We start from the raw sequence: 12,625 nt of genomic DNA on the forward strand, positions 1-12,625 counted from the left end.
GTTTATAATTAGCAACAAATACGAAATGGTGGTTGAGGAAATAGCATGCAAAAGAAAGTCGCATTAATTACTGGTATCACTGGACAAGATGGAGCTTATCTTGCTGAACTACTACTGGCAAAAGGCTATGAAGTTCATGGTATCAAACGCCGCTCTTCTTTGTTTAACACAGCGCGCATCGACCATCTATACCATGATCCTCATTGCAAAGGTTATGATTTAACCTTGCACCATGGTGATTTAACCGATTCCTCAAGCCTTGTCCGTATCGTGCAACAAGTACAGCCGGATGAAATCTATAACCTGGCAGCGCAAAGCCATGTTGCTGTATCATTTGAAGAGCCCGAGTACACCGCCAATTCAGACGCCCTGGGCGCATTAAGACTGCTTGAAGCAATTCGAATTACCGGCCTTGCGAAAAAAACCCGCTTTTATCAGGCTAGCACTTCAGAGCTGTATGGATTAGTGCAGGAAGTTCCGCAGCGTGAAACCACACCTTTCTATCCCCGAAGCCCTTATGCAGTGGCCAAACTCTATGCTTACTGGATGACTGTAAACTATCGCGAAGCGTATGGAATCTATGCTTGTAACGGGATTTTATTCAATCACGAATCACCTATTCGCGGTGAAACTTTTGTTACTCGTAAAATTACCCGTGCTCTGGCAAGAATAAAACTGGGTTTCCAGGATAAGCTCTACCTGGGTAATTTAAACGCATTGCGTGATTGGGGACATGCCCGTGATTACGTAGAAATGCAGTGGCTGATGCTACAGCAAAATCAAGCGGAAGACTTCGTGATTGCCACTGGAAAGCAGCATTCTGTACGCGAATTCGTTGAAATTGCAGCCAGAAAGATAGAGATTGACATTCAATGGGAAGGTCAGAACGAGCAGGAAAAGGGATACGATGCCAAAACGGGCCGCTGTATCGTTGAGGTGGACCCACGCTATTTCCGGCCTGCTGAAGTAGAAACTCTGCTTGGTGATGCCACTAAAGCAAAAGAGAAGTTAGGTTGGGAGCCTAAAACGACATTTGAAGAATTAGTCACTGAGATGATGAGTGAAGACTTGAAAGAAGCGCAACGCGATGATTTGATGCGCCAGCACGGCTTTAAATATACCAATTTCAATGAATAATGCTTAGCAGGTGAACACAGAATGATCCCAGTCTACCAACCGTATTTTAGTGGTCGTGAGAAAGAATATGTTAATCAATGTCTGGATTCCACCTGGATTTCATCCAAGGGCGAATTCATTTCCAGATTTGAGAAGGCTTTTGCAGAATATACTGGCTCGCCCTATGCAACGACTGTTTCCAATGGCACTGTAGCCATTCACCTGGCTCTGGAAGCGCTGGGCTTGGGTGAAGGTGACGAAGTAATCGTGCCTACACTGACTTATGTTGCCTCAGTGAATACCATTCTCCAGACTGGCGCCACACCGATTTATGTCGATTCATTAGAGCCAAGCCTGCAAATTGATCCTGCGGATGTTATCCGTAAAATTACACCACGTACCAAAGCAGTGATGGCCGTCCATCTTTATGGCCTGCCCTGCGATATGGATCAACTGACTGCTATCTGCAAAGAGCACCAGCTGTATTTAATTGAGGATTGTGCAGAAGCCTTTGGGACGCTCTATAAAGGTCAGCATGTGGGTACCTTTGGTGATGTGGCTACTTTTAGTTTTTTTGGTAATAAAACGATTACCACCGGCGAAGGCGGTATGGTCCTTTGCAAAACGAAAGCATTGCATGAGCGCGCTTGTCATCTAAAGAATCAGGGCGTTTCTCCGGAACGCGAGTACTGGCATAATATTGTGGCCTACAATTATCGGATGACCAATATTTGTGCGGCAATCGGTTTGGCGCAATTAGAACAAGCGGATGCAATTCTCGCTAAAAAACGCGAAATTGCTTCCTGGTATAAGGAAGGATTGGCCAATTTGCCTTTATACTCACATGAGGAAATGAAAGATACCAGGCATTCTTTCTGGATGTGTTCGATTATTGTCGATGATGCTAGCCAACGCCAGTCGCTTCGTGATTTCATGAAAGCCAAAGGCATAGAAACCCGGCCATTCTTTCATCCATCGCATCAGTTACCACATTGCGCTGCAAATGGAGAGTTTCCTGTGGCTCAATCGCTGTCTGAACGCGGCATTAATCTGCCTAGTTCTCCAGTGCTAGAGTATAAGGACGTGGCATATATTTGTGAAACTATCCGTTTGTTTTTTAGCAAGTAATATATTTTTTGTTGAAAGCAATCCGCATGGATTGCTTTATTTATAACCATAACTAGCGTATCATTCTTTGCTGGTCTTTTGCATCAATTTATTGAACTGAGGAGTAGTCAGTTTGGTAAAAAACTGGTTAAAAATTTGCATATGAATAACTATTTAAAGGGCATTTGGTCTTCCCGCTTTTTTTGGTCACACCTTGCCCTGGCTGATTTACGATCGCGGTGGCGCCGTTCAGCAATGGGAATTTTCTGGTCAATTATTCAACCACTAGGAATGACCTTGCTGCTGGCTTTGGTGTTTAGCCGATTATTTCATGTGAATATTACTTATTACGCGCCCTACATTCTATCCGGTCTGATTGTCTGGGAGTTCATAGGCTCTTCTTTAACTGGCGGATCCCTCGCTTTTGTACAGGCCGATGCCTATATAAAGCAATGCAAGCACCCCCTTGCCATTTATACCCTGCGGCTGATTATCAGTAATATTATTGTCCTCGCGTTAGCAAGTATCGTACTATGGATTTGGGCTCTCGTGGTGATGCCAGAGAATTTTGGTTTCTGCTGGCTGGCTATTTTCACTTTTTTCCCTTTGCTGGCAATCATTGTCTGGCCGTTAGCGAGCTTGCTGGCGTATCTGGGAACCCGATTCAGAGATATTCCACATGCGATGGGATTAATATTACAGGTTGTCTGGTTCATTTCCCCTGTATACTTTGAAGCAAAAATGTTTCGTAACGGCGGTCTAAACGCCTTGGTTGACTACAATCCTTTATATCATTTACTGCAGCTAATTCGTGCCCCTGTGCTGGAAGGAAAATGGCCCACGCTGGATAACTATCTGGTTTGCCTGGCTGCTGCAGTTATTTGTACTTGTTTAGCCGTGCTGGTAGGACGAAAATCCGAACGTCGAGTGATTTTTTATTTATGAAAAAGAATTATATCAAACTGGAAAAGGTCAATCTTCATTACGCTTCAGTGGCTTATCAAGAGCGTTCTCTCAAATCATTGCTAAGTAAATTCAGCGGGATTAAACAAAATAAACATCGTATTTCAGATATTCATGCTTTAAAAAACGTAAGTTTGACTATTGAACAGGGTGAGCGAGTCGGCTTACTTGGTCACAATGGCGCTGGCAAGAGTACTTTTTTGAAAACGGTGGCAGGGCTTTATCCAATTTCATCCGGAAAGCTCGATGTCTGTGGTGAAGTGCGGTCGCTTTTCGATTTAAGTCTGGGATTTGAGCCCGATGCGACGGGCCGTGAAAATATTCTTTACCGAGGACTTTTGCTTGGATTGTCACCTCGTTTCATGCGCGAAAAAGAAGAAGAAATTGTTCAGTTTGCCGGATTGGGCGAATTCATAGATTATCCCATAAAAACCTATTCAGCCGGTATGCAGGTGCGCCTGGCCTTTGCTATTTCGACTACTGTTGGTGGCGATATCCTGTTATTAGATGAGGTTATTGGCACCGGTGATGCCAATTTCATGATCAAGGCGAAAGAACGTATTCTTAGCCTGATAGAAAGAGCAGAAATCCTTGTATTGGCTTCTCATGATTTTGCATCGTTAAAGACTCTTTGCGAAAGAGGACTGGTTTTTCATCATGGCGAACTGGTTTTCGATGGCGATATTAGAGAATCAGTTGAATTTTATAAAGAGTTAAACAGCGTGGTGGCTATCTAAACATTCAGTTAGACTTGGTAACGCATGAATAATTAAAATATTGGACAAAATTGGCTGGAGTATGATGAGGTGATTAGAGGGGATATAAGTGCATTGTGTGATCGGCCTGTTAAAAAAATTGCAATAGTTTTGCCTTTGGCTTATGGCGGTGGAAGTTTAAGGGGTATTTGCCTTATGGCTGAAGCTATATTGCAGGGAGCCAAAGAATGTGGTCGTGCTATTGAGCTGATTTTAGTTTGCTTGGAGGGCTTTAACTATACACGTCAAGATGCCTTTAAGAGCCTGTCGCCAGATATCCGACTTAGAACATTTCGTTGGCATGTGGTAGGGAGAGAAGACGCTGTAAACATTATGATGAATGCAGGTTGCAGTGACTACCTGCTTTCGGAAGAATTTTATGCAGTAATCGATGATGATATGAATTGTCTAAATGACTGTGATCTCTGGATTATAATATCCGATCGTGTGCCTGCTGCACTATTACCTTTAAAACCTTATATTATGATGATCTATGATTATATCCAACGCTACATCCCGGAAATAATCGCCAATGATTACATCCAATTACATGCTGCGAACTGTGCAAAAAAAGTCTGGGTGACGACTAATCAGACGGCGCAGGATGCCATGCAATATGCCGGAATAAAGAGTGAGCGCATTACCAGAATGCCTATGCTGGTTCCCCAAATGGATTTCCAGCCGGTTCCAACCCTCACAAGAAGCTATTTTGTCTGGACAACTAACCTCTCCAGGCATAAGAACCATCTCAATTCGCTTAAAGCGCTTAGATATTATTACGATCAATTGAGAGGAACCTTGGAGTGTCATATCACCGGTGTTGAAACGACAAAATTGTTTGATCCAGAACAGGGCAAGCTAATTGAACAATTTCATGCTTCCGCCAGGATGAATGAGATGCTGAAATTACGTGGGAATCTGATCGACAATGTTTACCAGGAATTGTTGGGAAATGCGGCTTTCCTGTGGCATACCGCGCTTATAGATAATGGAACATTTAGTGTGGTTGAGGCAGCCCAAATGGGTGTTCCATCGTTGTCAAGCTCCTATCAGGCTATGCGCGAGCTGCAAGACAGCTTTCAACTGGATATTGCCTGGATGAATCCGGATGATCCAGTCGATATGGCAACACAACTTAAATGGATGGAAGATAATTATCAACAGTTACTTCTGATAAGAAAGAGGAATTCAACAATTGAAGGACATTTTCCCAAAAATAAATCGGAGGAATATTGGAGGGCTGTTGAAGAATGTCTGTAAAAAAAACCTACGGAATTTATTTGGCTTATCCTCCCACAATAGATCTGCGTGATCAGGGATTGGGACGCCATTTGGCAGCCTTTTTAAAAGGGGCAATAGAGAATTGTGATGCGCAATTTATTATAGTGTCTCCCAGTTGGAGTAAAAAAAGTATATATGCTCTTATGAAAGCAGAAGAGGTGCCTGCCAATTCATTTCATCTGTTTACTCCGCGTTATAACGTAATTTCACTGAAACTATTCAACTTGTACAGCACGTGGGTCAAGTACCGCAAAAAGAAGAAAGATGCGCCCCGTAAGAGGTTTGTGTTATTTGAAAAATGCATGAGGCAATATGAATTGCTTAAATCGAAGTTTATTGGGTCAACAAATATTCTCCAGTTTCTGATGTGTTTGGTTGCTTTGATTGTAACTGCTTCACTTCTTTATACTACAAAGTTTATCATCCATTTATTCAAATGGCTAAGCGATGACATCAAACTTCGATACCGTTTAAGGAAAGTCTTTAAGGCTCCCAAACGCGTACTACGCAAAGTGGTGACTGTTTTTATTAATCCCAAGCAAAGCGCTACTATTTTTTCGTGGTTTAGACAAGTTGAGGACCAGGAAACTAATTTGATGCTAGAGATAATTAATAATCTCAAACAAGTTAAAGCCTGGTATTCACCCACAGCATTCTGGCCATCCTTTAACCGCATCCAGGCTCCGCGCCTCATGTGTGTTCCCGATGTGGTTCTTGGCGAGTTTCCCGTCGGTTTTTCTTTTGTTGGTGGGGACCGGTTCATCAATACATTTAATGATGTTGAAGAGGCCATTCTAAATGGCCATCATTTTGTAACCTATAGTGAACACATCAAACATAGTGTTCTGGTACAAAAATATAAGTTGAATCCCGAGCAGGTTAGTGTGATTACGCATGCACCCAATACACTGGATAACTATCTAAATGATGAATCGGAACAAAGAAACAACGTATCGATCGAACGGCTTAGTGAGTCGCTGCTTCAAAGTGCATTGAAAAAATCCTCTTTTCCAGAATATGTAAACCGCTTTGGCAATACGCAGATGAAGTATTTATTTTATGCAAGCCAGTTCAGACCATCCAAAAACATATTAACGCTGTTAAAAGCCTATCATTACTTGCTTAAAAAAAGCCTGGTCACCCATAAGCTGGTTTTGACAGGAAAGCCGAAAATTATGGATGAAATCGATAACTATATCGCAGAAAATTGCCTGCAAAAAGATGTTTTGCTTTTATCTGGTTTGAGTGTAAAAGAGCTGGCTGCCTGTTATAAGTTGGCTGATTTGGCGGTTAACCCCAGTCTGAGTGAAGGAGGCTGCCCGTTTACATTCACTGAAGCCCTCTCTGTCGGTACTCCGGTTATCATGGCCAATATACCTGTTACCCGGGAAATTATATCTGATCCTCATTTACAGGAATTGATGTTGTTTGACCCCTACGACTGGTATGCTATGGCTCAAAAAATTAAATGGGCAATTGCGAATAAAAACCAGTTGCTAGACGAGCAAATTCCCGCATATAAGGCATTAATGAACCGTAAGTGGAATGATGTAGTCAGTGAATATATCGCTATTTTGGACAGGATAACCCATCACAATGCCGTAGGGGATACTGTTAATGCTTATGAATAAAAAACTGTTAGTAGTGATGGGATTTGGGGGGCATGCAAGAAGTGTCGCTGATGTTGCTTTGTCAGCGGGGTATGAGCAGCTGGTTTTTGTGGATGATAATGCTTACGCGGATGAACGATTTTTGAACTTCCCTGTAGTTAATTCCTATCCGGAATCAGTCACCAGATGTTGCCTGGCAGCGGGGGATAATTCCAGGCGACGTCAACAGATGGAATGGGCAACCAGTAATGGATTGGAGGTGCTGAGCGTCGTTTCTCCACATGCGCAGCAATCCGTTGGGATACAAATCGGCAAAGGATGTTTCGTGGGACACTTCGCTAGTATAGGCCCGCTTGGGCTAATCGCTGATGGTTGTATTATAAACACTGGCGCAATAATAGAGCATGATTGCGTAGTGGGAGAGTTTAGTCACATTTCGGTCAATGCGACTGTTGCTGGAAAGGTTTCTATCGGGAAACATGTGTTTGTTGGAGCTGGAGCAGTCATCATTGACGGAGTGAGGATTCATGACGATGTGATAATTGGTGCCGGGAGTACAGTGATTAGCGATATTAATGAGCCAGGGATTTATGTAGGATCGCCTGCGAGGAAATTGTTGAGATAATTCAATTATTACATTGTAAGTAATAAAGGACAGAATTATGAGTGTTTTTAATTGGGATGAAAATGATGAAAGAGGTTAAACATTTTAAAGCCCTGGACGGTGCAAGAGGCTACGCGGCTCTGATCGTCACCATTTATCATGCAATTCTACATTTCTCACTTCCGTTGATCCCAAATGTGCTTGAGCCATCAATAACTGACTTGCATGGGCAGGCAGTACTGGAAAAACTTATTCTGACCTTCTTGAATGGAGGAACGGCCGTTTTGTTATTTTATGTGCTCAGTGGATTTGTCCTGCATTATTCGCTGTTAGCTGCGCGAGAGTTAAATCATAAAGAAATAGGATTATTCGTCATTCGCCGATTATTCAGATTGTATCCGGCAATTTTCTTCTGCATGCTGGTCATGTATACCGGCACACATTTCATAAGCCTGTTCTGGCCAAACTTTCCTGTTCTTGATGCCTTCGAGACCATGAAAAATGCATTATTATATAAAATTACCGTTCATGGCCCTTCTACCAGTATTCAGATCGAGTTATTGGCCACCCCGTTTATTCTTTTCATGGCAGTGATTTACTGCCGTTACAGTGTGATTATGGCCTTGGTGTTATGGATTTTTTCAATGGAGGCTATCCAACAACCTGCCTTAACTCTGCATTTACCTAATATGAGCAGCAACCTGTTTGCCTTTATGACCGGAATGTTGATGGCTACTCCGGAAATGAAAATTATTTTCCAGAAAAATTACCAGGGTTCAACGATTGTTCTCATTCTGCTCTTTGCTTTGCTAGGCAGGGCCTTATTGCCGGTCGCTGCAATTCCGGGATTCTTTTTTCAGGTCATTTGTCTGGCTATATTTATCAGCCTAATCGCCTATGGAGGGCAATCTACATTCGTTCACCGGTTTCTGGAGAATAAATATTCTCAGTTTCTCGGCAAAATTAGTTACAGTTATTATCTGTTAAATGTCGCAGTGATGTGGGTGTTTGTCTTTTCACCTTATACTCTAGCCAACACAGACGAGTTTAGCCAGTCTCCGTTTTTCTATGGGTTCGTTTACGCCTTTTTAATTATGGCTTTGTCTATTCCCTTTGCATATATTTCGTACATGTATGTGGAGAAACCTTTTATAAGATTTGGAAAATATCTAACCGAGCAACTAAGACAGCCCTCGCTTTCTATTAGGGAGTTTTTCTTTCCTGTCAAGAGTGATATTGCTGATCTTAATGATTCCATTATTTTAGAGAAGTTATGAATACAAGAGTGATGTGGTTGCTTAATCATGGAGCAGCAAGAAAATTTGAAGTTAAAATGTTAAAAAAAATTGGCATCAAGGAAATCTTCTTGCCAAAACGTTTTCCTGCAGACCCCAGTTTTCGCAGTGCTTCCGTCGACTTTTCGGAAGATGAATATCTGACGATCAGTGCGGAAGAACTGGCGATTTTGAATGATCAAGATTGGTATACTTCACCCAGCAAGGAAGCGTGGTCGATTGTAAATAAGCATTTCAAAGTACTATTTTTTATTCTTCATCATCGCACTCTATTAAACGCGATCGCCAGAAATTTCAACGGAATTGCGGTCTGGCGGGCCTATGGTTTGGATAAAACGCTAAGTTATACTCATTTACTGCAGGTCGATGCAATTGACTATAGCAAAGAGTTGGAGACTCTTGATAAGCGTCTAATTTTTGGCCAAGCTTATTCTCATCTACATGAAATTGAGATGCGTGCACTTAGTGAGCGCCAATTATTTCTACCCCTTGGTCTTGCTAGTTGTGAAGTTACGACCCACTGGTCGGGTGTCAATAAAAAAATTTATTTTGTATGCCCGGATATTGGATTCAATTTTTACTATGAAGGAATCTATAAAGACTTTCTGAAATATTACGGTGATTTGCCTCATGTGATTGCCGGCAGCCAGCCTATTTACGTACCGGATCCTAATGTAAGCGGCTTCGTCAGCAAAGAAGAACATGAAAACAATATGCGTGAAATGCGGGTTATGTTTTATCACAGTTCTGAGCCCAATCACATTCATTTCCATCCATTCGAGGCTATAAAAGCTGGGATGCCCCTGGTGTTTATGGCGGGGGGTATATTGGATCGGTTCGGTGGTACAAGTCTGCCTGGTCGATGCAAGACAATTTCCGAGGCGAGAAATAAAATTGAGCGGATATTAAACGATGATTGGAAATTAATTGATTCAATTCGAGATTCCCAAACTGTCCTCTTGGAGCCAATGCATTTTGAGAATTGCCAGAAAGCCTGGGAAGATGGGTTCAAGCATATTGAAAATCTCTATGAGAGTTACCAGGGTAAAAAGGGAGTTGCTGGTAAAGAAATGTACCGCATCGCAATTTTACTAGGTCCCAGGACAAGCAGCAGTTATCTTTATGGAAATGTTCTAGCTAAGGCAATTAAGGAAGCGGCTAGCCAGGCGAATCAGGCAGTTGAACTGGTTCTTGGATATGCCGATAATTTAAATGATTTTCATATTGATCCTACACTACTATCAAATCAAACGTTGAAGATTCGCCCATTCCAATGGAGAGAACTATCCCCCGGAGAGGCACGCAGGGCAGTGAAATATTCTGGCAGTTACCGCGAGGTCAAAGATATTAATTACTATGTACCTGATGATGGAATTAACTACTTTTTTGATTGCGATCTCTGGATAACATTCTCTGGATCTGGAAAATATCCGATTTTGCCGGTGAAACCCTATGTGCTAATGATTACTGATTTTACAAGCCATAACAGAATAGAGCTGTTTGATCATCATTTGCTGCACCTTGCTACTTATGCTCGTGAGGTGTTTGTAAGCTCCAAACATGTACAGGATAATCTGTTGAAAGTGGTTGGATTGTCCAGAAAAAAGATAAATGACTTCTGGTTGATAGATATAGAAAACCATTCAGACAGTATTCAATTCCAGGGTCAGAGTACGCCTCACTTTGTATGGTTTGCGAGCACGCAGGTTGAAAGCAACATACTGGGATTGAAAGCGCTCAAGGCCTATTACGAAGTCTTTAATGGTACAATGCAATGCCAGATAATTGGCTTGCATCAAAGCGATCTCAAACAGCTTGGAGAAGAGATGTCTTCCTGGTTTAAAGATGAGCCGGTTTACTTCTCTGGAGAGATCAGTGCAGATTTTAGTCATTCTATTCGTGATGCTGAATTTCTGTGGTTTCCAACTATACAGGGGGGCAGTGTTTCATTACCCCTGGTAAAAGCCGCTCAATTTCGCGTGCCGAGTATCGCTGCTAGACATCCAATCATGGATGAGCTGTATAAGCAGTTCAACCTGAATATTCAATGGATGGATGAATTGAATCCTTTATCTATGGCAGAGACGCTCCAAAGAATGGAATTAAATGGAAAAACGAAGGATTCCGCTAATGTTAAAGTGATTGATGAACTGATTAAAACATTACAACGTGCTTATTGGGAAAAAATCGAACAATGTCTATAAAAAAATGTGGAGTTTATCTGGTTTATCCTTCAAGCTCTGGAATCTATGATGAGCAAAGTGAGGAGTTGGTCAATCTATTTAGAACAATGGAGAAGGAATCCAGAGAGATGGTTGTGGCTTGTCCCTCCTGGAGTCAGAAGGGATTGCAGCAGTTTTTCACCAGGAATAACCTGTCGGCTTCCAATCTCGAATTGCTTTCTCCGCCAGCCAAGCCTCTTATTTTTAAGCTTATTCAATGGAGTGCAACTATCCGGAAAAAGTTGAATCCACACCGAGCGTCATTAATTGCAAAGACACTATCTAATAAGTTTTTTAGAATAATGAATTTCTTTGCCGTAAGGCTTGTTACTACAAGGAGCTATGTTGTTTTTACTGGTTTATGTTTATTATTTTGCCTGATGGCTCCGCTGGGTTTAGCGCTTGGCATGGTTTATTTTTGTTATTTAATTGGCCAAAGAATATTACAACGAGGCGATCGACAAGTTAAAGGCTTTTTCCTGAAAAACAGGAAGAGTCCAAACAGTAGGAATAAAAATTATATTTATGAAGCCGTTATACATAACGAGTTTGAAAAGATTCTGGAGCTGGTGAATCATCGTGATGACATTGAAACATGGATCTATCCTCTTCATTCTTATATTCAGGTGAGCCGGCTCAAGGGTAATTTTACTATGTTAGCCGATAGTATCTTCAACTCCCCTCTCATCCAGGCAGATCAACGATATGTTTCAAAATTAGTTGATATGCAGTGCAATATTAAAAACGCCAGGCGTTTGATCACCAGTTCCGAACGGAATAGAAGACGTTTGATGAAACAATACGGTAAACAGGAAGAGAAAATATCCATTCTACAGCCCTATCCTTTGAATTTGCATCAATCAATTGAAGTTACCGGCTTCGTCGATAACCGGGCGGCAATATTACTCCTATCTCGTAATCTGCTCAAAATGATCTATTACCGCAATTACTCAACGGAGTTTCCATTTCATCACCAGGGAGATGAAATGAGCTTTCTCTTTTACAATTGCAGATTGAAATCAAATAGTAATCTCATGAGCTTGCTAAAAGCTTACCAGTATTTACTGGAAAAAAAGCGTCTGAATGCAAAATTGTTAATCTATATCCACAGAGTTGAAACGAAGACAATGGAGTATATTCAAAAACATCAGCTCTATCAGCACGTATTATGGATAAGCGATCTCTCAACTCAGGAGCTGGCGGCTTGTTATAATTTGGCAGATTTGGTAATCGATCCTGCTTTTGATGCTTACAATATTCAGTATTTATTCATTGAATCACTCTCGTTTGATACGCCAATGATTGTTTCAAATCATTACCGGAATGATTTTCTGATAAGCGATATCGATAGTGTGTCTTGCTTTGATCCTTATGACTGGGAAGCTATGGCAGATAAAATTCTGTGGGCAATGGAAAACAGAGAAGAGGTTCTTGCGATTCAGCGGGAAATATATCAGGCTCTTTTGCAACAGCCCAGTGCAGTTAGGAAGCTCAGGAATATCAAAAAGGAGGCATTGGCGGTGAGCTAGCAGAAAAAGGAAACTTGAACTCAGCTTAACACATGCCTGTTGTAATTCTATAGGTTTAGGTACAACGTTCATTTAATACGCAGCTATTCCTGTCGCCCTGGGATAGGTTTATCGATGAAGTTATTCTTATAAAAGAAACGGTT

General features: G+C 41.6%; 10 protein-coding genes. All 10 read left to right on the top strand.

The features are described 5' to 3' along the window. Positions 1-45: 45 nt before the first annotated feature. The 10 genes from gmd to B1207_RS04565 all read left to right on the top strand — a co-directional run bounded on the left by gmd (position 46) and on the right by B1207_RS04565 (position 12,482). The gene (gene gmd, locus B1207_RS04520) at positions 46-1,137 is read left to right on the top strand and encodes a GDP-mannose 4,6-dehydratase (protein WP_112218801.1); all 1,092 of its coding nucleotides are present in this window, start codon (positions 46-48) and stop codon (positions 1,135-1,137) included. Positions 1,138-1,158: 21 nt separating this feature from the next. Next, positions 1,159-2,244, top strand: a complete 1,086-nt coding sequence (locus B1207_RS04525) for a DegT/DnrJ/EryC1/StrS family aminotransferase (RefSeq protein ID WP_112218802.1) — start codon at positions 1,159-1,161, stop codon at positions 2,242-2,244. 141 nt (positions 2,245-2,385) lie between these two features. Further along, complete coding sequence (locus B1207_RS04530) at positions 2,386-3,168, top strand: ABC transporter permease (protein ID WP_112218803.1); 783 nt, start codon at positions 2,386-2,388, stop codon at positions 3,166-3,168. Next, positions 3,165-3,923, top strand: coding sequence for an ABC transporter ATP-binding protein (locus tag B1207_RS04535; RefSeq protein ID WP_112218804.1), 759 nt, complete (start codon positions 3,165-3,167; stop codon positions 3,921-3,923). Before B1207_RS04530 ends, B1207_RS04535 begins: the two co-directional genes overlap by 4 nt. Before the next feature lie 174 nt (positions 3,924-4,097). Continuing rightward, the gene (locus B1207_RS04540) at positions 4,098-5,201 is read left to right on the top strand and encodes a glycosyltransferase family 4 protein (RefSeq protein ID WP_146740015.1); all 1,104 of its coding nucleotides are present in this window, start codon (positions 4,098-4,100) and stop codon (positions 5,199-5,201) included. After that, entirely contained in the window at positions 5,192-6,853 is a 1,662-nt protein-coding gene (locus tag B1207_RS04545; protein WP_112218806.1) for a glycosyltransferase, read from the top strand. The genes B1207_RS04540 and B1207_RS04545 overlap by 10 nt, the downstream gene beginning before the upstream one ends. Further along, entirely contained in the window at positions 6,846-7,457 is a 612-nt protein-coding gene (locus tag B1207_RS04550) for an acetyltransferase (protein WP_112219010.1), read from the top strand. Before B1207_RS04545 ends, B1207_RS04550 begins: the two co-directional genes overlap by 8 nt. Before the next feature lie 62 nt (positions 7,458-7,519). After that, positions 7,520-8,713: an acyltransferase family protein gene (locus B1207_RS04555; RefSeq protein WP_172458124.1), complete on the top strand. Its 1,194-nt coding sequence runs from the start codon at positions 7,520-7,522 to the stop codon at positions 8,711-8,713. Next, a complete protein-coding gene (locus B1207_RS04560) occupies positions 8,710-10,935 on the top strand; it encodes a glycosytransferase (RefSeq protein ID WP_112218808.1) in 2,226 nt (741 codons plus the stop codon). The genes B1207_RS04555 and B1207_RS04560 overlap by 4 nt, the downstream gene beginning before the upstream one ends. Then, positions 10,926-12,482, top strand: a complete 1,557-nt coding sequence (locus B1207_RS04565) for a glycosyltransferase (RefSeq protein ID WP_112218809.1) — start codon at positions 10,926-10,928, stop codon at positions 12,480-12,482. Before B1207_RS04560 ends, B1207_RS04565 begins: the two co-directional genes overlap by 10 nt. Positions 12,483-12,625 lie beyond the last annotated feature (143 nt).

Origin of the sequence: Legionella quinlivanii (assembly GCF_003265995.1) — a bacterium.
GTDB lineage: Bacteria > Pseudomonadota > Gammaproteobacteria > Legionellales > Legionellaceae > Legionella_C > Legionella_C quinlivanii_A.

What these genes read in the sequence shown, in the direction of transcription:
- B1207_RS04535 (WP_112218804.1), top strand. Translation starts at nt 3,165, where the DNA reads ATGAAAAAGAATTATATCAAACTGGAAAAGGTCAATCTTCATTACGCT.
- gmd (WP_112218801.1), top strand. Translation starts at nt 46, where the DNA reads ATGCAAAAGAAAGTCGCATTAATTACTGGTATCACTGGACAAGATGGA.
- B1207_RS04540 (WP_146740015.1), top strand. Translation starts at nt 4,098, where the DNA reads ATGGCTGAAGCTATATTGCAGGGAGCCAAAGAATGTGGTCGTGCTATT.
- B1207_RS04565 (WP_112218809.1), top strand. Translation starts at nt 10,926, where the DNA reads ATGTCTATAAAAAAATGTGGAGTTTATCTGGTTTATCCTTCAAGCTCT.
- B1207_RS04530 (WP_112218803.1), top strand. Translation starts at nt 2,386, where the DNA reads ATGAATAACTATTTAAAGGGCATTTGGTCTTCCCGCTTTTTTTGGTCA.
- B1207_RS04555 (WP_172458124.1), top strand. Translation starts at nt 7,520, where the DNA reads ATGATGAAAGAGGTTAAACATTTTAAAGCCCTGGACGGTGCAAGAGGC.
- B1207_RS04550 (WP_112219010.1), top strand. Translation starts at nt 6,846, where the DNA reads ATGAATAAAAAACTGTTAGTAGTGATGGGATTTGGGGGGCATGCAAGA.
- B1207_RS04560 (WP_112218808.1), top strand. Translation starts at nt 8,710, where the DNA reads ATGAATACAAGAGTGATGTGGTTGCTTAATCATGGAGCAGCAAGAAAA.
- B1207_RS04525 (WP_112218802.1), top strand. Translation starts at nt 1,159, where the DNA reads ATGATCCCAGTCTACCAACCGTATTTTAGTGGTCGTGAGAAAGAATAT.
- B1207_RS04545 (WP_112218806.1), top strand. Translation starts at nt 5,192, where the DNA reads ATGTCTGTAAAAAAAACCTACGGAATTTATTTGGCTTATCCTCCCACA.